Source organism: Pedobacter sp. BG31 (assembly GCF_042464845.1).
Lineage (GTDB): Bacteria > Bacteroidota > Bacteroidia > Sphingobacteriales > Sphingobacteriaceae > Pedobacter > Pedobacter suwonensis.
In genome coordinates, this window is the sequence record NZ_JBHNZK010000022.1 from 1 (window position 1) to 24,271 (window position 24,271).

24 protein-coding genes are annotated in these 24,271 nt (G+C 40.1%); 11 read left to right on the forward strand and 13 right to left on the reverse strand.

Annotation, left to right across the window (positions count from 1 at the left end):
* Positions 1-188: 188 nt before the first annotated feature.
* The 9 genes from ACFE6N_RS20295 to ACFE6N_RS20335 form a co-directional block, all read right to left on the reverse strand.
* Complete coding sequence (locus ACFE6N_RS20295) at positions 189-803, reverse strand: RNA polymerase sigma factor (protein WP_378939498.1); 615 nt, start codon at positions 801-803, stop codon at positions 189-191.
* A gap of 396 nt (positions 804-1,199) precedes the next feature.
* Complete coding sequence (locus tag ACFE6N_RS20300) at positions 1,200-1,766, reverse strand: biliverdin-producing heme oxygenase (RefSeq protein ID WP_378939500.1); 567 nt, start codon at positions 1,764-1,766, stop codon at positions 1,200-1,202.
* A 27-nt stretch (positions 1,767-1,793) separates the two neighbouring features.
* Entirely contained in the window at positions 1,794-4,154 is a 2,361-nt protein-coding gene (locus ACFE6N_RS20305; RefSeq protein WP_378939502.1) for a TonB-dependent receptor domain-containing protein, read from the reverse strand.
* Between the two features lie 43 nt (positions 4,155-4,197).
* The gene (locus ACFE6N_RS20310) at positions 4,198-5,475 is read right to left on the reverse strand and encodes a S41 family peptidase (RefSeq protein ID WP_378939504.1); all 1,278 of its coding nucleotides are present in this window, start codon (positions 5,473-5,475) and stop codon (positions 4,198-4,200) included.
* A 6-nt stretch (positions 5,476-5,481) separates the two neighbouring features.
* A complete protein-coding gene (locus ACFE6N_RS20315) occupies positions 5,482-6,459 on the reverse strand; it encodes a hypothetical protein (RefSeq protein ID WP_378939506.1) in 978 nt (325 codons plus the stop codon).
* A 185-nt stretch (positions 6,460-6,644) separates the two neighbouring features.
* Positions 6,645-7,232: a hypothetical protein gene (locus ACFE6N_RS20320; protein ID WP_378939508.1), complete on the reverse strand. Its 588-nt coding sequence runs from the start codon at positions 7,230-7,232 to the stop codon at positions 6,645-6,647.
* An 88-nt stretch (positions 7,233-7,320) separates the two neighbouring features.
* Complete coding sequence (locus ACFE6N_RS20325) at positions 7,321-8,286, reverse strand: hypothetical protein (RefSeq protein ID WP_378939510.1); 966 nt, start codon at positions 8,284-8,286, stop codon at positions 7,321-7,323.
* Positions 8,287-8,315: 29 nt separating this feature from the next.
* Entirely contained in the window at positions 8,316-9,074 is a 759-nt protein-coding gene (locus tag ACFE6N_RS20330; RefSeq protein ID WP_378939512.1) for an HmuY family protein, read from the reverse strand.
* A gap of 2 nt (positions 9,075-9,076) precedes the next feature.
* Positions 9,077-9,805 carry an HmuY family protein gene (locus ACFE6N_RS20335; protein ID WP_378939514.1) on the reverse strand — a complete coding sequence of 243 codons (729 nt, stop codon included), beginning with the start codon at positions 9,803-9,805 and terminating at the stop codon, positions 9,077-9,079.
* Between the two features lie 330 nt (positions 9,806-10,135).
* Between ACFE6N_RS20335 and ACFE6N_RS20340 the strand changes: the two genes are divergently transcribed.
* Genes ACFE6N_RS20340 through ACFE6N_RS20350 form a run of 3 tightly spaced genes read left to right on the forward strand, consistent with a single transcriptional unit; the run spans position 10,136 to position 12,913 of the window.
* Positions 10,136-10,975 carry a hemin ABC transporter substrate-binding protein gene (locus ACFE6N_RS20340; RefSeq protein ID WP_378939517.1) on the forward strand — a complete coding sequence of 280 codons (840 nt, stop codon included), beginning with the start codon at positions 10,136-10,138 and terminating at the stop codon, positions 10,973-10,975.
* Positions 10,972-12,015, forward strand: a complete 1,044-nt coding sequence (locus ACFE6N_RS20345; protein WP_378939519.1) for a FecCD family ABC transporter permease — start codon at positions 10,972-10,974, stop codon at positions 12,013-12,015. The genes ACFE6N_RS20340 and ACFE6N_RS20345 overlap by 4 nt, the downstream gene beginning before the upstream one ends.
* Positions 12,011-12,913: a heme ABC transporter ATP-binding protein gene (locus ACFE6N_RS20350; protein ID WP_407951665.1), complete on the forward strand. Its 903-nt coding sequence runs from the start codon at positions 12,011-12,013 to the stop codon at positions 12,911-12,913. Before ACFE6N_RS20345 ends, ACFE6N_RS20350 begins: the two co-directional genes overlap by 5 nt.
* A 202-nt stretch (positions 12,914-13,115) precedes the next feature.
* Here the strand turns inward: ACFE6N_RS20350 and ACFE6N_RS20355 are convergent, their stop codons facing one another.
* Positions 13,116-14,093, reverse strand: a complete 978-nt coding sequence (locus ACFE6N_RS20355) for a helix-turn-helix transcriptional regulator (protein WP_378939523.1) — start codon at positions 14,091-14,093, stop codon at positions 13,116-13,118.
* Between the two features lie 895 nt (positions 14,094-14,988).
* Between ACFE6N_RS20355 and ACFE6N_RS20360 the strand changes: the two genes are divergently transcribed.
* Positions 14,989-15,714 (forward strand): LytR/AlgR family response regulator transcription factor, encoded by a 726-nt coding sequence (locus ACFE6N_RS20360; protein ID WP_378939525.1) that lies wholly within the window; start codon positions 14,989-14,991, stop codon positions 15,712-15,714.
* A 109-nt stretch (positions 15,715-15,823) separates the two neighbouring features.
* Here ACFE6N_RS20360 and ACFE6N_RS20365 read toward each other — a convergent pair whose 3' ends face one another.
* Positions 15,824-16,003 (reverse strand): histone H1, encoded by a 180-nt coding sequence (locus ACFE6N_RS20365; RefSeq protein WP_057933955.1) that lies wholly within the window; start codon positions 16,001-16,003, stop codon positions 15,824-15,826.
* Between the two features lie 145 nt (positions 16,004-16,148).
* Between ACFE6N_RS20365 and ACFE6N_RS20370 the strand changes: the two genes are divergently transcribed.
* The 4 genes from ACFE6N_RS20370 (at position 16,149) to map (ending at position 19,289) form a co-directional block, all read left to right on the forward strand.
* Positions 16,149-16,388 carry a hypothetical protein gene (locus ACFE6N_RS20370; protein WP_378939528.1) on the forward strand — a complete coding sequence of 80 codons (240 nt, stop codon included), beginning with the start codon at positions 16,149-16,151 and terminating at the stop codon, positions 16,386-16,388.
* 196 nt (positions 16,389-16,584) lie between these two features.
* Positions 16,585-17,511, forward strand: a complete 927-nt coding sequence (locus tag ACFE6N_RS20375; RefSeq protein WP_378939530.1) for a helix-turn-helix domain-containing protein — start codon at positions 16,585-16,587, stop codon at positions 17,509-17,511.
* A gap of 172 nt (positions 17,512-17,683) precedes the next feature.
* Positions 17,684-18,283, forward strand: coding sequence for a Crp/Fnr family transcriptional regulator (locus tag ACFE6N_RS20380; RefSeq protein ID WP_378939532.1), 600 nt, complete (start codon positions 17,684-17,686; stop codon positions 18,281-18,283).
* 205 nt (positions 18,284-18,488) lie between these two features.
* Positions 18,489-19,289: a type I methionyl aminopeptidase gene (gene map, locus ACFE6N_RS20385; protein WP_378939534.1), complete on the forward strand. Its 801-nt coding sequence runs from the start codon at positions 18,489-18,491 to the stop codon at positions 19,287-19,289.
* Positions 19,290-19,370: 81 nt separating this feature from the next.
* Here map and ACFE6N_RS20390 read toward each other — a convergent pair whose 3' ends face one another.
* Positions 19,371-20,495 carry an AI-2E family transporter gene (locus tag ACFE6N_RS20390; protein ID WP_378939536.1) on the reverse strand — a complete coding sequence of 375 codons (1,125 nt, stop codon included), beginning with the start codon at positions 20,493-20,495 and terminating at the stop codon, positions 19,371-19,373.
* 235 nt (positions 20,496-20,730) lie between these two features.
* On the opposite strand from ACFE6N_RS20390, the gene mnmE reads away from it, so the two are divergent.
* The 3 genes from mnmE to ACFE6N_RS20405 all read left to right on the forward strand — a co-directional run bounded on the left by mnmE (position 20,731) and on the right by ACFE6N_RS20405 (position 24,046).
* On the forward strand, positions 20,731-22,089 hold the full coding sequence (mnmE, locus tag ACFE6N_RS20395) for a tRNA uridine-5-carboxymethylaminomethyl(34) synthesis GTPase MnmE (protein WP_378939538.1): 1,359 nt from the start codon (positions 20,731-20,733) through the stop codon (positions 22,087-22,089).
* Positions 22,090-22,313: 224 nt separating this feature from the next.
* Entirely contained in the window at positions 22,314-23,060 is a 747-nt protein-coding gene (locus ACFE6N_RS20400; protein WP_378939540.1) for a LytR/AlgR family response regulator transcription factor, read from the forward strand.
* Between the two features lie 254 nt (positions 23,061-23,314).
* Positions 23,315-24,046 (forward strand): LytTR family DNA-binding domain-containing protein, encoded by a 732-nt coding sequence (locus tag ACFE6N_RS20405; RefSeq protein WP_145854986.1) that lies wholly within the window; start codon positions 23,315-23,317, stop codon positions 24,044-24,046.
* Positions 24,047-24,064: 18 nt separating this feature from the next.
* Here the strand turns inward: ACFE6N_RS20405 and ACFE6N_RS20410 are convergent, their stop codons facing one another.
* Positions 24,065-24,208, reverse strand: a complete 144-nt coding sequence (locus ACFE6N_RS20410) for a hypothetical protein (protein WP_186462402.1) — start codon at positions 24,206-24,208, stop codon at positions 24,065-24,067.
* Positions 24,209-24,271: the final 63 nt, after the last annotated feature.

The following is a 24,271-nucleotide window of genomic DNA, read 5'->3' on the forward strand; positions in this document are numbered from 1 at the left end:
TATGTACAGAATCTGCAAGACCGAATTACTAACTTCGACTTGTTTATCAGTCACTTTAAAGTTGAAAATGAAACTGGAAAGAATCTTGCAAAATTAATTGTAAATATTTAATATACTTTATATAAAATAATTTCTTGACAGCCTTAATTAAACAAAAAAAGGCATGGATTAATTATACTAAAAGAACATTAGTGATAATTTTTAAATAAAAAAGCCACATAAATAACCAGTCCTAATCTCGATTTGAGAATTCGAAGTGCTTTTTTAACCTGTGTTTTAACCGTTAATTCAGAAAGACCTAATTCCAGGGCAATTTCTTTATGAGATTTATTTTCTTTACGGCTCAGAATAAAAATTTCGCGCATTTTGGGCGGCAAAGCATCAATTTCCTGTTCTATTAACCTGGCCATCTGTTTTTCACGTACCATATAATCGGTCAGCACATGATCCTGATCGATATAATCCTGCAAAGAATCAACGTATCTGTTTTCTACTTTTTGATGAGCAAATACATCCAGCACACGGTTACGTACGGCTGTATACAAATAGGCTGAGAGGTTACCATCAGGCGCTACCTGCATACGCTTAACCCAAAGCGACTCGAACAATTGGTGCAAAACATCTTTCGCTTCTTCTTCATCATTTAAACGCCTGCTGGCATGGATAAAAAGTAATCCATAAAAGCGGTTGTAAATTTCGGTAAAGGCAAGATCATCACCCTGAGTTAACAAGTATGCCAATTCGCTGTCAGAATATGAACGGTAAACACCCATAGAGATCAACACAAAGATAGTACAATACAATCGGTTTCATTGTATCACACTGGCTGTTATCGCTCTAATTAGTTTTTGTTTTCATTTTTTTTTACACGGCATCGCCCTATTTTGGGACAGGCACTAAATGAATCCGATTTAAAATCGGGATACTGCCCCTTGGGTTTAGGAGCAAGTTTTATGGGCCCTTCCACCTTTAATATAAAACGCAGCCGAGGCCACTTAGCCCCGGCTGCAGCATTACCCTGCAGCAACGAGGTACGAGGCAGCGAAGCGTAAAAGCAAAAGACGGGAACACGCTCCCCTACATACATAAGGCCTTGCGCTCCCAATCAAGATAAATCATTAGTGCTTTTAAAAGATTATTGTTCGACTACCCGTCACTGGGAGAATCAATTTTCTTCAGGGCTATCTCTTCACTTTAGGTTAAACCGTATCCGCCTTTTCTTTTTCGAAAACATGGGCAAAATGTTTAAAGGTTTCATTTGCAGCGTTGATGGCCTGTTCTTCTTCTTGCTCAGTTTTGGCCTGCGCATTTAAAACAGCAATAAAATTACCCCACATCATTCCCGTAGCCTCACCATAGCCGGAAAAGAAAGAAACGCCCTGGTTAACCCCTCCTTTTTCGAGCATTTTTACAATGATGCTTCCCCCCATGATCGAACCTTCCAGTACATATAAGGCGCCTAATGCCTGCACCGTATTTTCGATTTTTGGTACCGTTGTATAAGGTAGCCCGGAAATATCGCTACCAAGTTCCAAAATATCAGCTTTGATATACTCCGAATTTCTACGCTGCGCATAATCAGGCAGGATGGATTCGGTAATATATGGTTTGATGGTTTTTTCAATATGGCTGAAATAAGCATAAAAATGTTTCAGGAGATCCGCATAATCTACATTGTTCCTGATGGCTTTTAACTTCAAAACAACTTGTTTCTCTAAGTTTTGATGTGCAACTTTGGTAGCCTCTTTAATATTGGTACTTAACATGTGCTGTAATTAATGGTAATTGAATAATTAATCTTTATATAAACGATAGGTTAATCCGGCCAGTACAATTCGTCCGGGCTGCCCCGGCATAAGCGGATCGGTATAATTTAAAATATTATCTACGGTAAGCCTGATGCTTAAATGTTGTTTCATCAACTTCTTTTCGAAAGCTGCATTGAGCATCCAAAAGCCATTTACGAAAGTATCATAACGGTCGATAAACTGATTTCCATTACGATCCCCAAATGGATATTTACCCCTGTAATTGATCCGGATATTAAAACTGGTATCCCAGGGGCGGTAGTTATAAAATGCCTTGAAGTTGGCCATGTGCCGCGACCGGTTTTCGATCCCCCAATAATCAGCAGGCTTTGGTGCATAAGAATTTCCGGTTGCCGGATCGTGGATGTTCTGGTTGTAGGGGTAATGGCCTGCTTTAATGCTGTCGATTACGCTGAGGTCTCTGGCAATCAGGTACTGGTAACCTGCACTCAGCTCCAGATTTTTAACCAGACTAATGGCAAAAGACAAATCTAATCCCTTATTTACAGCCTTTGGCAGGTTTTGATAGGTAAAGATATTACGATTTCCGGTACCCGTTGCTACCTGTATACTGTTGATCTGATTCCGTAAACTATGTTGAAAAACACCTGCCTCCAACTTGATATTGTCTTTAGGTTTCCATTCCAGACTCAGGTTTAAGGATGTACTTCGTTCTGCCTGCAAGTTCTGATCGAGCTGGTTAAGCAGAAAAGTCCTGATCTCACTGATCTGTCCCTGCTTATCTAAGTTGTTTAACGTTTGCCTCAGCACTTCATTGCCTATTACCAGATAATTGGCCGCCGGATTATAAAACACCAGGTATCTTGATTTAAAATCCGGCGCTTTAAATCCTGTACCGGCGCCCGTCTTCAACGTTAATGTCGGCATAATCTTATATTGCAGGCCTAAACTGGGGTTCAGCTTACTGCCATAAGCATTGGTTAAATCATAGCGTAGTCCTGCAACCCATCCAAGGTTCCTGTTCAGTTGCCAATCGCCCTGTAAAAAAGCAAAAGCATTGTTTACCGAACCCGGATTGGTTAGTGAAACATCGTTCATCGTTTCGACGCTTCCCCCCAAACCACCCGTAAATTTAAGATCTTTATTCACGCCATAGGCAAACTGCTGTTCAAAACGATGCAGGTTCTGCACAAAAACATCTTTGGCGATGCCACTATGTGTTTGCTGCCAATCTACGCTTTGATCTGATCGGAAATTGGTATAATAATAACGGCTCATGCTGCGCAACCCTGACCGGAAATGATGATCGAAAGTGGCTGAAAGATTTAAATCCTGCTCGTCCTGACTGTCGCCGGAGATAATGCCCAAACCAAAATCTTTAGACATAAACGATTTCCTTAAGCCATACCTGCCGCTAAACCCCAGCGTACTGCCTGGAGTTAAACGGTACCTCACCCTCCCTTGCAAAGCATAATTATCATAAGGCGGTGCTGTGGTTCCCTGCCGAATGTACTTTGGATTGGTATTAAAACCATCGGTACGGTAATAATTTGCAGACAGGTTGGCCGAGCCCCGTTGCGATGCAAATGGTGTTTCGCCCTCCAGGGTTATATCAGTTATATTTAAACTTCCGTAACTGGCTGCAATCAATGCCTGCGGCTGTAGCGCACCATAGCGGGTAACAATGTTGATCGCCCCGCCAAGGGCCTCGCTGCCAAAGAGACAAGACGAAGCACCTTTAACGATCTCAATCCTTTCGATATTGGAAACGCTGATCCGGGATAAATCGAAATTTCCGCTGTTGCGACCAACCATAGGCTGTCCGTCAATTAATATCATCACATATTCGCTACTAAAACCCTGCATCTGCACGCCAACTGAACGGGCGCCGCCGCCAATGTTGTTTACAATGGCAATGCCTGTTTGCTCTTTTAATACCTCATCCAATCTTCGGCTGCCCATTAGTTCGATGGTACGCCTGCTGATTACTGTAACCGGCATGGCACTGCGTTCCAGTTTCAGCAGATGATCAGGAGCAACACGATTTTCAGATACGGCCACCTCGTTAAGTTCTTGCACTTCATCTGATAGTTTAATCACCAGGTGATTAACAGCTTTGGTAATTTTAATATTGACCTGGTAACTTGCTTTGCCAACCATGGTTACCACCATACTATAATTACCTGTAAATATCTTTGTAAAACTAAAATTCCCTGATGCGTTCGTCTCGGTGCTATGCCCATCCGGTTCGAGGCGTACGGTTGCACCGCTTAAAGCCTTACCCCGACCATCTGTAACTGTGCCTTTTAAGCTACCATAATCTTGCGCGGCCACTTTAGCATGAAAAAACACAATAAAAAATATAATGGTAAATAGTTTAAACATGTTTATTTTTATCGTTGTAGTACTGGGATTTATCCCTTCCTGTTTATTTTCTTAATCTTAACCTGTTTTCAAGCATTACGCTTTCTATATTATTTACCTGCAAAATGTCAGCTTTAACATTGGTAGTTTTACCTGTAGTGGCCAGCTTGCTTACATTTAGTGTTCCAGTTCCGTTAACCAGCGAAAGTGCGGCATTTAAGCACAGTTCATCTGGATCACCCAAAACTGGATTATCTACTCCTTTTATCATTACATCTGGCTGCATGCCTGTAAAATAATCCGACCAACCACTGGCATTTTTGATCAAAAAACTGCTCAGGTAAACACTGTACTGATCGATATTAATTCCGAAAAAGCCTACGGGTTTTCCGTATGTTTTCTCTCCGATCAGTTTAACATCAAAATAAGGTTTCAGACTGCTGATCAGCATTTCGCTGGCCGAAGCGGTATTGCCCGAAACGATAAAATATATAGATTTGACAGTCTGTAAACTTCCTTTTTTATTAAATTTATAGGTATTGCCCGCAATGGTATAATCTACATCGGCCATGGTGGCAAGGCGACCATTGTAAATAGCTGTTTTTCCGTTGGCATCTAAATAAGGTTGATTTTTCAGTATTTTTGCGCTGCCGTTTTGCATAGATGGGTTAAATACCTCACTATACATCACTCTACCATTCAGGCTGGTGGGCACAATTAAATCGGCCACGTATTCTGCAGTTTCGAGATAACCGCCTCCATTGCTCCGCAGGTCGATTATAATCACCTTGGGATTGGAAACTGCAAATTCAGCAAAAGCCTGATCTAAGGCCGCTTTACTACTATTTAATGAAGGGAACGAACCTAAAGCTAGATAGGCTACAAGCGTATTTCCATTGATAATTACTTTATTGCTAAGTACAGCAGTACCAGCATTTGCCACGGTAGCAGTACTTCCAGGCATGCTCTTTCCCACCTGAAGGTTAGAATATTTTGGATTTTCGAAATAAACCGGCAACTCATAAGGTTTACCGGTAGCTGAATTTATTTTAAGCTGCGAAATATCAAACAGCTCTTTCCTGAAAGTGGTGATATCAGAACCGACCCCTGCATATTTTTGCCTTGGGTTAAATTCGGCATAAACAGGCAGTACATCGTTCCATAAGTATACCTGCTTAGCGTATAAAAAGATAGAATCGAGCGTCAGCTGGCTTCGCGTACCTGTTATAGGCGAAACAATCTCGTCGGCCTCATCAACAGCAACATTTGCCTTTTTACAGGCAGAAGCTGCTGTCAGCATCAGCGGGAGTAACGTGATATATAACTTAATGTAACGTTGCACTACAGTTTAGTTTGTAATGGTAATCGCGTCGTCAAAATAATCTGATATTCGACCTGCAGCATAATATTCTCCTGCCGGATAATCATAGCTATACAGATCATAGTTACCGGTGGGTAAATTATCAGGCACTTTTAAGATTAACTGACCTGTTTTGGTTTCCTTGATCATCAAGTCGTAAATTTGTTTATTGGCAACATTGCGGATAGAAAATTTATTGATTAGTTCAATCCTGTTTGCACCAGTAAGCACAAACTCCTCCCCGAGTTTTAACGTGAGTTTTATGGCACTTAATTCTACAGGTGTAATGGTTGGACGGCCATTAGCAACACCGAATGAACGTTCTAAAACCACACTTCTCAGCCCTGATACAATCTTCAGTTGATAAATACCATCTGGCACAGTATTATCGACCGTTACGCTGAGTGCGATTGGTGTTATTGTTGCAATTGCAACTTCTCTTTCCGTATTGTTGGAAATATTTACTAAAAAAGCTTTGGTTTGTTCTTTATCGGCAATAATATTATCGCCGGTAACATTAATATTGCTACCTCTGTTTACAAAGTTTTTAGTGTTATAAACCAAAACACCTGATGAAATATTTATTTTGAGCAATGGTTGATTGATCACCTTTTTGATCATGTACGCTTTGGTCGTTCCGTTTTGTGCCGTCACCACAAACTTAGTCGTTTCCTCAAAAGCCACACGCTGGCCTGAAGCCGGACTTATACTTGCCCTTTCGGATACCACAATATTAGGCGTAATGTGATCTGGTACAGGCTGCCCCGACGGCCAGTATATAATCAGGTTTTTTTCATCGATTACGGCTTTAACGGGTTCTCCGTTGGCATCTTTTACCGTAAAACTCACAATGTCGGCGTAAGGATAATCTTCATATTCCTTTTTGCACGCACCGAATATGCTGAACAGGCATAAAATTAAAAGATAATACGAACTGGAAGAGAAGCGTTTATATATTGTATTCATAATCAATAATTATTAGATTTGCATTTTTTACGACCCGCAAATATGGTCTTAGCCAAGGCTAATATTTTTAAAACGATTTGGGATTATTCCCTTATTTGGGTTTATTTATGATTTTTAGGGACGATAAGTCGTGTTTTCGTCCCTTTTTCTATTCAATCAAGGATTTCCCCTGATTGATTTATTCCTTATTTTAATCGCTTAGTATGGAAATCAACGGTGGTATTATAGGTACCAGAGGTGGTTACCCCATCAAGCTGAACCACATAAAGCCTGGTAGAACCGGCAATTGTTGAACCGTTACCCACTACAGCGTATCTTTGCGCCACAGGTGTAATGGTACGGGTAACCCTGTTGTAATTGTACCAGCCCACAGTTGTACTGGTATTGTTGCCCAAAGTAGTTATTGCACCCAACGTAACGGAAGAAACATCAGCTAAAGTAATGCCGCTAACATTGGTTACTGATGGAGAATCATAATAACCCAGGTTATTGGTACCTGCAATGGTAATGTTTCCGTTAAAGTTGCTGTCGAAATTAACCTGGTTGCCAGTACTTGCCACCACATTGTTCAGTAAATCGTATCCAACCGGAGTCCACGAGGTAGGTGAAGTTGATGAATTGGTTACCACACCCGCTTCCGTAGCGCCTACAGCCAGCGTAGCAGTTGTATTTTGTAAAGCAAGTTTGTTATCGGGTTGAACGGCATCTTTTTTACAGGCAGTTCCTATTATGGCTAATGTTGCAACAGCAAACGTCAGTTTTAAAAATTTCATTTTCATTTTTTTTAGATTTATGATTTTTGTTATTTAAATGGGAATAATCTCCCCAATCGTTTTTCAAGTGGATAATGGTAAATGGATGTTATTTGGCCATAACAGTAACTGCCCAGTTCAGGCTAAGCAATGGCCAGGTTCCAAAAGCTGCCGTTGGTGTATATACGCCTGGCGGCACAGTGTCAGGAACACGGATCGTAGCTTCCGTACGGGTGTAAGAAACAATGGGCAATAACGTTTTCTGTCCGTTTACCATAATATAAAATTCTTTGAAATCATGTAATATCGTCTGCGAAGAATTGATCTTGAACGTCTCTCCCTGTTTAACGGTAACCGGCCCGTAATTAATTCCCGGCCTGCCATAAACAACTTTTACCGGATATTTCATTTCTGCAGTTAAGGCCTGTACTTTTACCCTCACCTTGTAAGTTCCGGTATCCAGCGTTTGCGGAACCTGTAAATAACCATAAGTGTAAGTTTTAACACCACCGATCATGGCTACTGATACGCCTGGCGTACCCAGTGCCGAACTAGGCGCCAACTCATATTCCTTATTGGTTTTATCTAGCAGGTAGGCCTTAATCTTTTTAACATCAGCGATATTAAAACTACCTTGTACCCGTACATCATATGTGCCAATTGCCGTTGTATAGGTGTTGGTGGCCGTGGATAGTTCGGTGAGTGCCAACGGCGAAATCTGATTAAGTTTAATGATCAGTTTGTAGGTAGAAGTACGCTGATCGGCTGCAATGACGGTATATGTTTTTTGGGCATCCAAAACCGCCACCGGAGCAGGCGATTCACTCAACTTAGCCCCTGCAGAAAGTTTGATAACCGGCTCTATCACATCCAGTTCGTAGTAATAGGGTAAATAAAGCGTTATGGTTTTGTCGGTCTCATCAATAGCACCAAAAATATCTCCGTCGGATACGGCAACTTTAAATTCGGTGATTTTATTTGCAGGGATGGGTTCCAGACCTATTGTTTTTTTGCAGGCGGCAAGCGTGCCAACGGTTAAAGCGATACAAAGCAATTGCATTAGTTTATTCTTCATTTTAATATTAATATTAGTAGCGTGTGTGTTTATTTAATTTCGAATTTTGTACTTCCCTTTGGCACCATTAAAAATTCGAAAGTGAAATACATGTGTGGCGTGTTTCTAAACCATTTATCTGCAGTAAAGGCATCCTTATAACAGCTGATCATTTTGATCTTCGCATAATCGCCTTTGGCGGTACGGACAACAATGGTACGTTTCTCGGGCATAGCATAAGCAACATGCTGTTTGTTGTAACTTCCGTCCCCTCTCTTTGTACCGCCAAAATCGTATAGGTACCATCCCGTTCCTTCACCAAAATCACCTTCATCGTCTGTACCAATGCTTTTACTGATGCTTAAGGTAGCATCTGCCGGAACATCGGTAACCTCCTCAAACGGCTTTTGCAATACGGCAATCGCCCCCGTACCTGTACTTCCTGCGCCTAAACTATTTGACGACTGACCATTATTACTACTTAAAAAACTGTTGTAAAGTCCGTTAAAGCCAATATCCCAACGGTTGGTTTTGGCATACAATAAAGGAACAACGGCCCTGGTTTCTAAACTGAACAAAACAGCTGTTGGCGCTACCGTAGGATTCGCATCATCGGTTTCTACGGCTAAATTTTCTATCCGCTGCAGTTTATAATATGGTGTACCGCCTTCAGTATGGGTTGGAAGTTCTTTTTCCGGCCCAGGCGAAACGATTGCATCTTTCTTGCAACCGGTAAAAAGTAAACTCCATATTAAACAGGCTGAAGCCCATTTAAGCGTATTTTTGTTTATGTTAATCGCTGTATTCATCTCTATCTGGTCTGTAAATTTTTGCTTCCATCCTGCTGCACGTAATACCTGAAAGTATAATAAGGTGCAGGCCAGTTTAAATCGGTAACACTTGGCGGATTGCCCTTATAGGCATTAATTAACTGGAGTTTGGCATATTTGCCATCGGGCAGCCTGATGGCGTAGGTACGGTTGGGAATGGCCTGCATAATATGCGTATTGAGGCTGTAAAAAAACCACCCGTTGGAGCTGGATGATGATGCCCAACCGATTTTAGTTAAATCGCTGGTATCAAAAGCCTCGTCAGTTGGCGCCTGCACAACTGCATCATAACTTTGTTCCAACATGATCACAGCACTATTGGCTATTCCGCCAAAACCAGGGTTATATGGATAAGCTTTATCGTTTACATAAACCTCACTGTTGTATGGCCCGGTAAAAGCTAAATCCCAATCTTTTGTTTTTAACCATTGTAACGTATCGGCTGCATTACGAATCCAGATCTGTTTCTGATCCCTCAATCGGAAAAGAAAAGTATGAAAAGGCCGGACTTCTTTACCCGGAGTCCCACTACCCATTGCCGCCTGCGTATCACCAGCCAGATCGGTAATCACGATGCTTTTACCATCTTGTAAAATGTCTTTTTGGTCTGTTTCATCTTTCTTGCAGGAAGCAAAAGCCCCTGTCAAAAGCAACAGGCCTACGGCAAGCGTGTTTTTGCTAACCTTATGTAGATATAGTTTATTTTTCATCAGCGTTATTATTTTTAATCATTCTAAATAAGAACACTGCAAACATCCAAATTAAGCGTCAAAAATGGTTTGTGCAATCCGTATTTTAATTTGTGCAATCCGTATTTTATTTTGTTCAAAACGTATTTTTTCAAACCCTCTTTTGCCCAAATCAACAGAAAAACCATAATGAAATAACACACAAACATCTTAATATCAAATATTTAAATACAAAAAGCCTTTACTTTTTTTTCAGAATGTTTGATTCAGTTTTACTCAATTTCAATTTGAAACACTTGTATTTAGATTAATTAAATACTTTTTTTGTCTCATCAAGTAGCAGGTTTAAGCATGAAAAAATATTACGCCACACTTCTCATCATTTATTTCTCAATTGGTCTGCAAGCAGTTAAGGCGCAGGCCAGGCGTATCATTACTTTAAGCAGCGCCATTAGCGAAACCGTATATGCTTTAGGGTATGGCAAGTATTTGGTGGCAACAGACGTGACCAGCGTATGGCCCGAAGAAATTAACAGGTTGCCGAAAGTAAGCAGGAACAGGTCGTTTTCTGTTGAAGCCATTACGGCCTATCGGCCAGATCTTGTGCTGGTTCCCGAAGGCGATTTTTCAAAAGAAAACCTCTATCAGTTTAAATCATTAGGCATCCGCGTGATTCCCGTCCGCCAGGAATTTTCGGTTGATGGTGCAACCAAATTCATCAGGCAGGTTGCTGCAGCCATTGGCGATAAAGCCCGGGGTGAACAACTTGCACAGCAAACCACATTGCGAATCCGTAATACATTGAGTCAGTTAAAAAAGGGCATTAAGGTGCCGAAAGTGCTATTTATTTATGCGCGCGGTGTAGGCACTATGAATGTGGCCGGAAAAGGGAGCAGCATAGACGCCCTCATCAAACTGGCCGGTGGCAAAAATGCGATACAGGAGTTTAGCGATTTTAAACCTTACACCACCGAGGCGCTGATTAAAAGCAATCCAGATGTGATTCTGATGTTTGATTTTGGTTTAAAGAGTTTAGGTGGAAAGGAATCCTTTTTAAATTTCCCTGGTGTAGCTTATACCAACGCCGGAAAAAACAAAAGGATCGTGGAGATGAATGGTCCATTGCTCATCAATTTTGGCAACCGTTTACCTGAAGCTATTAAAGCCTTAAACAGCCAGATTTTCCAATGAGACGGTTATCAATATATACATTACTTAGCGCAGGCTTAATGGTTTCCATCTGTTTTTCGCTTGCTTCAGGCGCCATGCGCATTCCGATCAAAGAAGTGATCGACACGTTGACCCATAACCTGGGATTTACGCTGTTTGGAAGTATCGATCATGGAATCAACCAAAGCGTAATTATGATGATCAGGTTACCACGTACCTTGTTAGGTATATTGGTTGGTGCTGCACTGGGCGTTTCAGGGGCAGCCATCCAGGGTATATTCAGGAATCCACTGGCTGAGCCGGGCCTGGTGGGTATATCTGCAGGTGCATCTTTAATGGCAGTACTGATTATTGCTTTTGAAACCTTTTTATTTTCTGGTTTAAGCCAGCTCTTAGGTTATTATCTTTTGGCCTTTGGTGCTTTTGCCGGCGCAGGAATTACGGCTATGCTGGTGTACAACCTTTCTAAGGTTAACGGACAGGCCAATGTTCCGACCATGCTGCTGGCCGGTATTGCAATTAATGCCATGGCAGGTGCATTAACCGGATTGGTTACCTACCTGGCCGATGAGCAGAAGCTGAGGAGTATTACTTTCTGGATGATGGGTAGCCTGGGCGGTGCCACCTGGCAAAATGTAGGTTGTTTGTTTCCTTTCGTATGTATTGCCGTGTTTGGCCTCCCGTTTTTAGCCAAAGGTTTAAATTTGTTTGCCATTGGTGAAAACCAGGTTGAGCTGATCGGACTGAATCCCCACCGGATCAAAATCCTGGTCGTGGTAATGGCCACCATGGCCGTAGGTGCTTCGGTTGCCGTTTCGGGCATTATCGGATTTATCGGTTTACTTATCCCCCACCTTACACGTTTAATTGGCGGGGTAGACCACCGTTTTGTACTTCCGGTCTCAGCATTAATGGGCGCGTTGGTACTCACCGTGGCAGATCTGGTTTCGAGATTAATCGTACAGCCTATCGAATTGCCAATAGGCGTGGTTACTGCCCTGATGGGTAGTCCCGTTTTCCTTTACATCCTCATTAAAGACAAAAAGAAATTAGTTAATTAATTACCGGTTTATGCTTAGAGTAGAATCCATTACCTATAAACTGAACAAGAGGCCCCTCTTAAAAGACATATCATTTAGCATCAGGCCGGGCGAAATGGTTGCGCTTTTAGGATCGAACGGTGCCGGAAAGTCTACCCTGATGCGCTTACTCTCTGGTGAGCGGAAGCCCGATAGCGGGCGCATTATGCTATATGGAGATGATCTTCGGGATTATAAACGAAAGATACTGGCCTCCAAAAGGGCGTACCTGCAACAGCACAACCCGATTACTATGGCTTTTAGCGTGAAAGAAGTAGTAATGATGGGGAGGTATGGCTTTAGAGGCTTACCATCTGCAAAAAACGACGAGACTGCAGTATTAGAAACGATGGAACTCTGCGGATTGCTTGATTTTGCAGACCGCTCGATGCTTAGCCTTTCAGGCGGCGAGCAGCAAAGGGTACACCTGGCCAGGGTTTTGACTCAACTGTGGGATAACCCGGATGCTGTATTGCTGTTAGATGAGCCGACTAACAATATGGACTTGCAGTTTCAGCATCAAACCCTGTCTATCGCTGCTGCGATGGCTAAAAAAGGTTATATGATTATTGTGGTACTGCACGATGTTAACCTTGCTGCCCAATATGCCAGCCGGCTGATCATTTTAAAAGATGGCCGCAAATGGTGGGATGGTACACCTGCGCAGGTGCTTACACCGCAGCACATTTATACGGCATTCGGCATTCACGCCCAGGCATATACAGACCAAAGCAGTTTAAAAACAGTTATTGTACCTAAAGAAATTAAACTTGATGCCGCAAAGTTCAATTCTAACCTGCAAGCTGCAGAGCCGCCCATTTATAATTTGGCAAATAACAGTATCGATGAATTGGCGACAATCCAATCTGTGCACTTGTAAATCTTTGCTCCTATAAAAAATAAAAACGACTTAATACCATTCAAAAGCTTCAATCTAATTATTCATTTCGCCTATCTTGCTACCCTGATGGCAACATTTTAAAAACAACATTTCTGCATCCACTATTACTTTCATAAAAACTAAGCCAGGCCATTGGTATTACCGGTACAAAAAGTAAGAATATATTGCTAAGCTTATCGAATCAGAGCCGCAAATCGCTAGGTAAAATCCCATAATACTTTTTAAAAGCATTGGTAAAACTGGCTTGATGTTTAAAGCCGATATTTACACCTACTTCGTACATATTTTTTCCTTCCTCTAAAATCAACCTTTTAGCTTCCTCCATCCTCAGGCGGGTTACAAAATCGTAAATGGTACTGCCAAAATATTTTTTAAAGCCCGTTCTCAATTTAAATTCGTTCAGTAATATCATCTTTGAAAGTTGCTTATGGGTTGGTGGATTGATATAATCGCGCTCCAAAATTTCCCGGGCTTCTTCCAGCTTTGGAATATCACGATCAAGCAGCGGTTCCCGGCCGCCCTGCAGGTGCTGACTAAATTGCTCCAGCTGATACATAATCAGCTCGGTAATGCGTGCATCAGTAAATAAACGTTTCAATTCTCCGTCCTGCCTGCAGGTAATAATGGCATCAATCGCCCTGTACATTTCGGGTGTCATAAAAAGATCCTGATCCGCAAAAGAAGTTGATATTCCCTTTTCCATTTCCTGTACAAACTGTTCATGTAAGGGAGAATACAGATCAACCAGGCGGAGGTAATAATCTTTAGAAAGAACAATCAAAAAATATACAAATTCCGCATCCGGTTTCACATCATAAGCTTCTTTTGCCGAAGGGATATATCTGATGTTATGTCTGCTCAATCCATATTTAGCTGATGGATTACCTATTCCCGAAGTATTTTTGCGGCTAAAAATAAACTGACAGGTAATGGCCTCTCCATCTACTTCAGTGAGGATGCGGGCCGGACCATCAAATTTCATCTCGGCGTGTACCAGGAACAGGCCATTTGTAGATAACTGATAGTTTTTGATGGCTACAGGGGCATCCTTAATGGCTATTGATTTTTCTGACAATCGATGATCAGGCACATACCGATCTGGAATTTCTTCGCTAAACAGAAAATCTTTTTGATGTGCTAGTCTTGCCTTTACAATCATCTCAGGTCGGTTATCATTAATCACTTACCAGACAAATATAACATTATTATTTATATTAATTCTAAATAAGGACAATTATTAATGATCAGCTATTTGAGAAAACAATGCTAAACTTTCAGGTAATCGTTTATTCGTTGGTCTTACAGCGTGCTGAACGGCCTTCTTTTTAAGGGGTGCAAAACTGAACTAAACCTGAAAAAAAAAACCTAAATGCGTATATTTAGGGGTCTTCTAATAAGATATACAAGATTAACTCAGTAGGATAAACGGATAAAATCTGTATAAAACAGCATTCTATTATTCACATTAACAGAAGTACAATGAATTTCAGCAAAAGGCCGCAAGGATAAAAAATTCCTATCTAAAAAAGAGCGCTGATTTAGATAGGAAAGAGAGATAATTTAAACCTGATGAGTTAATAGGTAGATATTAGTATGGTGATCAATCTCAAGATGAAAATGATACAGTAAAAATTGAGGCATTTTTCTTTAGGTCAGACTAAGATCGCATTCTGCACTCATTTTTAGCACTAACTTACATAGATCGGTGTATTTTCGTTACGGATAGGTGAAATTGGTAATTGAATTCACGATTAATTATCAAAATACCCCGCCATTTCTACTGGTATTTCATACCATTTTATGGCGCCGCTTTTCGAACAAATCAAATAAATATCAGTTAAACTGCCTTCAATCTACCCTCTTCAACTTTTAAGGTTAATGCAATTATGAATTCTGTTAATTACTAAATTTAAAAGGCGCTCTGATATACAATAATGTAATTTCATCATATAAATTACATCTAACGAAGAAAATCCAAGGTAATACAGGATAAATTTTCTATTTTCAGAGCGAAAAGGTGTAATTTCGTTATATATGCAAAAGGAGTTTAACAAATGATTAGGTGTATAGCCATTGATGACCAGCAAAACTCGATATTGGGTCTTGAAAAATATATAGCAGATACGCCAAATATGGAACTCCTGGCTAGCTACACCGATCCGATGGCAGCTTTGAGCGAACTAAAAAATATCGATCTGGTAGATGTAATCTTTATGGACATTGAAATGCCACAGCTTTCAGGCATTGAACTTTCTAAAGCAATCCGCTCCAAAACCCGAAAACTGATCTTTACTACCTCGCATGCGGAATATGCCTATGAAGCTTTCGAAGCAGAGGCAGATGCTTATCTACTCAAACCTTACGGATATGCTAAATTTGCCTTAACACTAAACCGTGTTTTTGGAGAGGAGATAGAAGATTTTGCTCAGGAATCCTACTTCTTCGTCAAGAATAAATCTGAAGCACATAAAGCTGTTTTAGTACGATATGCAGACATTATCGCTTTCGAAAGTTTTCACAGCTACATCAAAATCCATACAACAGAAAAAGTGATTATTGCTTATTTAAGCCTGAAAGATGTTAAAGAGCAGCTAAATATCGAAAAAGGCTTTATTCAATTGCACAGAGGTTATATTATTTCCATCAATCATATCTCATATGTTGAAGGTACAAGGATCACACTTTCTAACCAAACCAGCTTTAACGTTGGCGATCTGTACTATAATGATTTCCGTGATTTTTTTGCTGATAAACTGGTAACCAGCAAACGAAGCAAATAAGGTTTTCGTATCACATAACGTACAGGGCCCGAATGACGAGATCAGGAAGAAGGAGTTATATCATAAAAACTTGATCACTTTATGATATAACCTCTCTTTAAGCGGTAAATTATTTTGCGCTGTTTTTTTTATCGGTTACTTCAGCTCTGATTTCCTGGGCCAGAACTTTCAGGTCCTGCATGGCTTTACGTACGCGTGTACCAGCAGCTGCATTACCGCCATCATAAAATTTGGTTACGTCTGCTTCAACTGAAGAGATTAAATCTTGCACTTTTTTAAATTTGTCCATAATTTTCTTTTATAAGGATGATCTACATCCATTAGTTAAATAATATCACTCTCCGCTAGCAATAAGCGGGCCGCAAAACTATTGTTTTTATAAGTTAAACTAACGTTTTTGCTACATCATTATTACAAACTACCACAAAAAAACAATGCAGAGAAGAAATAAGGTAACAGAAATAGCTGCCGCAACACACAAAAGCTTCCTCATTTTTAACGCTTTAAGCGTAGTGCCTGCTGCCATCAAAAAAATTAAAATCGAGCCATTTAATTTTGTAATTATGTCTTATCTTGGTTGGAAATATGCAGTCGTTAAATCTTCTCATTTGTACCACTTGTTTATTACTACTCACATTCTCCATACATCTCTTTTTTGCGAAAAAGGGGAATAGGTTTTTAAACCTATTGCTTTCCCTCGTATTTTTCGCACGGTTCGGACAGATCTTCACCTCGTTGCTTTTCAAAGCTGGTCAACCCGAGGCTTTGGCCATCTTCCATCAAACGTTTACACCGTTTTATTATGCTGCCCCAGCTTGTTTTTATTTATATGTTACAGGCTTTATTCAGCACCGTAAACGGTTACAAAAAATGGAATGGCTTCATTTTATACCAGCTTTACTGGCCGTTATCCATGTTATCCCCTGGCATCTTTCCGTTATCCCTGATTGGAATTTGGTGGGAACCCAGTTAGCCCAGAAAGGATACTTCTTTTTAAATGTAAAAACGGGGCTTTTTCCACCATACTTCCATTATATATTTCGGCCATTAATGGCCATTGGTTATTTATGTGCCAGTTGGATTGCGGTAATCCGTTTCAAAAACAAACCTCAACAGTTCTCCGATAGCGAAGGCAGAAAATGGATTATCTTTTTTCTAAGGATCGGAACTTTTTTTCAGGTGTTTGGCCTGGCACCCTTTATGTTAAAATACCTGAATATACCGTATGTTAATACCTATTTTATCGTATTAAACTGTTTGGCCCTGCTGCTTATTTTGTGGTATACGCTTCACAAGCCTTATATTTTTTATGGCTATTTGCTGGTAGCGGTAAACTGGACTAAAAAACCTGAAGCCGGGGAAAACAGCACTGATTCCCTGCTAGTTCCTTTAAAAACAGAAAATCTGATACCTAGCCCTTCAAAAGCTAAAAAGTTTAACCTTTTAGATGAGCAGTTGGCAGACTATGCCCTCGCCATGAAAGAAATAATGGAAAGGGAGCAGCTCTACCTCCTTCACGATTTTCAGATTATGGACCTGGCGGCAAAACTTAACCTGCCGATCCATCACTGTTCTTTTGTAATCAACAAACACATCGGCAAAAATTTTCGCGATTGGATAAACGGTTACCGGATTGATCATTTTTTGAAACAATATCCCCTAAAATCAGATAAAATAACCATCGAAGCCATGGCATCAGAAGCCGGCTTTAAAAGCCATGCCACTTTTTATAATGCATTTAAAAAGGAAACAGGATTAATGCCAACTGCCTATTTTGCACAGGAAATGAGTTATTAACCCGCCAAATAAGCATTTTGTAGTCTAACTATCGTATCGTTAGAGATGACAAAACACCTCATTCGTGAGTGTAGACCATAAACAGGATACCTTTGATTCCGGAATATTACAGGTGTATATCATTTCAATTGAATATGCTGGTACTATATTCTGTAATCAATATTAGCTTCATATGCCCAACTCAACATCTTATTTACGTCCCCTCTTTAATTATCTTGAGCAATTTTGTCCTTTATCCAATGTGATCAAAGCCGAACATGAAAGATCCTGTAAGCTTATCCATGTAAAGAAAAATAAATATATTCTTTCTCCACTGGATAGTAATGCTTCTCTATATTTTTTGATAAGCGGGGTTGTACGTGGTTTTGTTCGCGATGGTAAAAAAGATATCAGTACCTGGTTCAGTTTAGGAAATGAATTTATAAGCGCTATACGTCACCCCGACCAGCAGTCTGGTCCTTCTATAGAATATCTTCAGGCCCTTGAAGACTGCAAGCTCATCTGTATTCCATACACTTTAATGGACTTCCTGTACAATAACTATCCTGAGGCTAACCTGATCGGCAGAAAACTAATGGAACGGCATCATTATGCGGCCTCAGAGCGCGCAATACTGTCGCGCATTCCCAAAGCTACCGGCAGATACCGCAAACTTCAGGAGAGTGGACTCGATATCGACAGAATACCACAGCGTTACCTGGCCAGTTACCTGGGGGTACGTGGAGAAACCATGAGCAGAATAAGAAGCAAGATTTTGGAACCAAATTATTAAAACGCACTCAAATATTCCGGCAAACTTATAGCTAAACACCAATGCTTTAAATATATCGTTCACAGATCATGGTTTTTGGGAAAGGAGTATATTTTTTTAGCAATGAATATCAGGAGTGGTCATAGAAGCATGCAGGTTACCCGACCATAAGGTATACGAAGATAAAAATAGCACGCTTTCAGCTTCTTTTGCTAAATTTGCAGCAATGATTTTATATAAAACTAACGAAGAAGTAGAACTGATGCAGATTAGCGCACTATTAGTGAGCAATACCCTTGCAGAAGTAGCTAAAATATTAAAGCCTGGCATCACCACCCTCGAAATAGACCGGTTAGCTAATGAATTTATTATGGATAATGGTGCCGTTCCATCCTTTTACAATTACAATGGCTTTCCTTTTCATATTATCACCTCGGTAAATGATGTAGTGGTACATGGTTTCCCTAACAAGGATGAGTTGAAAGATGGTGATATTATTTCAGTGGATGTGGGCACGATTAAAAACGGTTTTCATGGCGATCATGCTTATACTTTCATCATAGGCGAAGTATCGCCCGAAATATTAAACCTGGTAAAAACAACCAAAGAGTCGCTTTTTCTGGGGATTAAGGAAGCTGTTGTGGGCAAACGCATCGGCGATATCAGTGCAGCCATCCAAAGTCATAACGAAAAGCAGGGATACGGCGTGGTGAGAGATCTGGTTGGCCACGGTTTGGGCAGAGAGATGCACGAAGATCCGCAGGTGCCGAACTATGGCAGAAGAGGTACTGGTTTACTTTTAAGGGAGAATCTGGTAATGGCCATTGAACCGATGATCAATATGGGAAAAAAAGATGTTTTTCTGGATGAAGATGGCTGGACGATCAGGACGGCAGACGGAAGTATGTCTGTACATTTTGAACACGACGTTTGTGTTAAAAAAGGCGAGGCACTTATTCTTTCCAATTATGCACCTATTGAGGCCGCAGAAAAGCAAAACAGCAACCTGAACACTTCTTATTATTAATATAGCAGAAAACGCAAGGAAATCTGATGATTATCAGAATCCTTGCGTTTACCTGTTTCTTTAAAATCTGTGATTTAGAAACTATTTTTTTTCGGTTCCAGATTTGGTAGCCACCGGTTTTTTCTTTCTGAAAATAGGAAAAGTCATCGGACTTCTGGCCGGGCGCTCGTCGCCAAGCAATACACCCCATTGTTTAAATGATTCGGTACGATCGAATATAATTTTAAGCACGGCCACAATAGGCAAGGCCAGGAACATCCCGGAAATCCCGGCTATGCTGCCGCCTATAAATACCCCGATAATTGCAAACAAAGCATTTATCTTCACCTTCGAGCCTACAATACGCGGCATCAAAATATTATTATCCAGAAACTGAACAAAAGCAATTACACCTAAAACGGTAAGTACCGGCCATAATTCCTGCGATGAAGTAAGCGTTAGCAATACGCCTATCACGTTACCGATTAAGGCACCTACATAAGGGATCAGGTTTAATATCGCGAAAATTACCCCGATTAGCAGAGCATGTTTAATGCCGATTAACATCAATATCCCCCCCAATAAAATGGTCATATAGGTAATCTGAATTAACAGTCCGATCAGATAACTTTTAATAATCGATTCGGTTTCATAAATGGCCTCCTTAACTTTCGGATGGTCATCCGCTTTAAACCACATGAAGATAAAACGCAAAATAATGTCTTTATAAAAAAGCATCAGGTAGATATAAATAGGCAACAAACCGATAAACACGAATATACCGCTCAGGGTAACGGCAGCACCACCTGCCATTGATGTCCCCATGTTCATCAGGTCATCGCTTTTGGCCTGAATAAACGCTTTTTGCTGTTTATCATTGTAATGGGTAATGCGACTGATCCAATCGCTTAACGAATTGATATGTTGTGTTACATTGGCCTTTATCTGCGGAAAATCTTTAACCAAAATTCCAATCTGGTTGGAGAAAAACCAAATAATCAAAGCCACAAACAGGGCCACCAGCAAAATGGGTAAAATGATGGCTAACGATTCAGGCACTTTTTTTCTTTTTAAAAAGCGGTATACGGGGAGCAGCATAATGCTGATGAAAAAAGCCATCAATATCGGCATGATGATGTCTCGTCCGATCACCATCACCGCTGCAATGGCCATCAGGCCCAATAATTCTATTGATCGTTTTACGGTTAGGGGTAAATTGTTCGTCATAAAAAGCTTATTCTGATTTGAGATTTAAACACCGTTCGGGTTGAAATGTTTTGAATAATTGCTTGCGTGTGGGGTTTAGCGTTTGGCGGCGAGCATTATTTTGGAGTTGGGAGCTTGGAGTTGCCAGACAATTAACCGGTTAACCAATTAAGCAGTTAATCCTAATTAAAAAAATTACTTCCCGGACACCATATCCCCATAGATTAGCCTTATTTTTGCAGCTTCAATAGCCCATATGAACAATCAAGATACCATTATTGCTTTATCTACTCCCTCAGGTTCCGGCGCCATCGGCGTAATCCGTTTATCCGGTCCGGAGGCTATTTCATTGACCAATGCCGTATTTGCCGGAAAAGATTTAGAAAAGCAGGCCTCCCATACTTTACACTTTGGCCTGGTTAAAGATGGCGATCATATTGTGGATGAGGTGGTGGCAGGTTTGTTTATTGCGCCAAAATCTTACACAAAAGAAAATGTAGTCGAAATTTCCTGCCATGGGTCTAACTACATTATCCAACAGATTATTAATCTGCTGATCAGCAAAGGTGCCCGGGCAGCCAAACCCGGTGAATTTACCTTACGTGCCTTTTTAAATGGTGCTTTCGACCTGAGTCAGGCAGAAGCAGTCGCCGATTTAATTGCCTCCAACTCCAGGGCATCGCATGATGTGGCCATGCAGCAGATGCGCGGAGGTTTCGCCAACGAATTAAAAGGCCTGCGCGAACAGCTGATCCATTTTGCTTCGATGATTGAGCTCGAACTCGATTTTGCTGAGGAAGATGTAGAATTTGCCAACCGCGAACAGCTTAAAACCCTGGTTAATAAAATCAATTACGTTTTGCAACGCTTAATTTCCTCTTTTGAAATGGGCAATGTGATCAAAAATGGCGTGCCCATTGTTATTGCGGGTAAACCGAATGTGGGTAAATCTACCCTGTTAAATGCCCTTTTGAACGAGGAACGTGCCATTGTTTCGGATATTGCCGGTACCACACGCGATACGATTGAAGATGAACTAACCATTGGCGGGGTAGTTTTCCGTTTTATCGATACGGCGGGAATCCGTGATACGGCCGATATTATTGAAGCTTTGGGTGTAGAACGTACGCTGGAGAAAATGAAACAGGCCAAACTGATCATTTATATGGCCGATGCTGCTCAAAGCATTGCCGAAATTGAGGAGCAGATCCGCGGTTTAGCGCAATTGGGCATTCCCTATTTAATTCTGGTCAATAAGGCCGAACTCCTTAGCGATATGCAGCGTAAAGCTTTAGAAGCGTTAAATGTAGTTTTTACTACAGCTAAAGAGAAACATGGTATTGATGAACTCAAAACCATCTTGCTGGAACAGGTTAACCTGCACCATATCAATACCAGTGAAACTTTGGTCACCAATATCCGCCATGTAGAAGCTTTAAAACAAACCGAACAGGCACTGCAAAGGGTTTTGGCGAATGTCGATAATCCGGTAACCTCTGATTTTTTAGCGATGGATATTAAACAGGCCCTGCATTATCTTGGTGAAATTACCGGTACCGTAACTACTGATGATTTACTGGAGAATATTTTTACCAAGTTTTGTATCGGAAAGTAAACATGCAAAAAGACACTAACAATACTAATTGAACGTCTTTTAAATGATACCTGTGAGGCCCGAACAGGTTATGGATATCAAAATCTATTTAGGAAATGATCAAATTGGGTCATTGCATTGAAAAACTGAAATTTAAGATATAGAAACTTTACATCCAAAACCAGCACGCTCATGTTGTTTTGTAGTTAACTTTTCTTTAAATTAGGCATAGGAAACTGTGAAGAATGTATAAATGTATCATAATTGACGATGAGCCACATGCCATTGCTGGGGTGAAAAAATATTTGGAATCCCTACCAAATATCGATCTGGTAGCTGCATATAGCGATCCTTATGCAGCACTAACTGAAATTGAAACATTTAAAGATATTGATTTGATTCTTATGGATATTGATATGCCCAATATCTCTGGAATTGAGCTGTCGAAATCAATACGGCCAAAAACTAGAAAGCTTATTTTTACTACAGGACATACCAAATATGGTTATGAAGCCTTCAAGGCTGATGCGGATGATTATCTGTTAAAACCTTATACGCTTGGTGAGTTTATGATCGCTATTAACAAAGCGCTTTTAAAACCAACAGATCAGATATCAAATAACAGTTCTACATTTCTCGTTAAAAACAAGGACGATGGAAATCGAATAGTTGCTATTAAATATTCTGAAGTGATTGCTGTGGAAAGCCAGCTCAATTATGTAAGTATACACACAACAAGCACAAAAGTAACCACATACATGTCATTGGGTGAAATGGTAAAAGTATTAAGTCCAGCAACGGGATTTCTACAGTTTCATCGAAGTTTTATCATATCATATAATTTCATAGATTATATAGATGGAAATACCATTAAGATGAAAAATGGATTATTCATCACTGTTCGCGAATATTACAAGAAAAGTTTTGCCGATTTCATAAATAAGAATCTGATCAGATCCAAAAACAAAATCAAAACAGATACCCATAAGTAGACTTCCGGCCAATTGCAGATATTAATCGTTTAAAATTCTGTATTACTAACCTGCTTCTGATCATACGCTGTAAGCACTGCTAATTTAGGATAAATTACAAACTGCACTCTACTGATTTATTGAGGTTGAGCATGCCTTCGGTATGACTGAAAGTTCCTCCAATGTATAATACCTCATTGAAGTAAAACACTGTTCTATCGCTTGACGCGAAAAAGCTAAAAGTATAATTTAGGGTAATCTAATTTTCCTCCTATATGTACCGATGCGTTATCGTTGATGATGAGCCCCATGCAATTGAGGGTTTAAAAAAATATTTAAGCAGCTTCGAACGGTTGATTTTAGCTGCTTCGTTTACTAACCCTTTAACAGCTTTAAAATATTTCGAGTCTATTGATTGTATTGATCTTGTGCTATTAGACATCAATATGCCTAATATCAATGGTATTGAACTTTCCAAAATACTAAGGAATAAAACCAAAAGAATAGTCTTCACCACAGCACATACTCAGTACGGATATGAAGCCTTTAAAATTGAAGCTGATGACTATCTTTTGAAACCTTTTACATTAGGAGAATTTATAACCTCAATGAACAAAATATTTTCTTTGGATGCTCAGAAATGCAACTCATTAAAGAAAAACACATCATTTCTGGTCAAAAGTAAAGAAGACAGGTACAAAATGCTTAATATAAAATTCTCCGATGTTGTGGCAGTGGAAAGTAAAATGAATTATGTAATGATCCATACTTTAAAACGGAAAATACTCACTTATATGACCTTATCGGAGGTTTCAGATATCTTCGCTCACCATCCGGGTTTTTTAAAATTCCAGAGAAGTTTCATTCTTGCAGAAGAACATATCGATTATATATCTGGCAATTCAATTAAAATGGTTAATGGTTGTGAAATGACTGTAGGCGATTATTATAAAAAGGATTTTCTATCGTTTGTTTCTGAAAAATTAATAAAAACAAAGAGGAGGTAAATTCTCCTCTTTGCCTTATTACTTTTTAAAGATGTGCGTCTGGGCAGTGGTAACCAACGTAGTTGTAGGTTCTGTTTCTGCATAGCCTGAATAAATCGGGCTGTTTGATTTTTTGAAAATAAAAATGGTTCTGGCCTTGAGTTTTGTCTTTACTTGTTGCATGTTTATGTATTTTTTTCGCAACTTAGTTTGTATATTGTCAGTAAAAAATAATGTTACATTTAA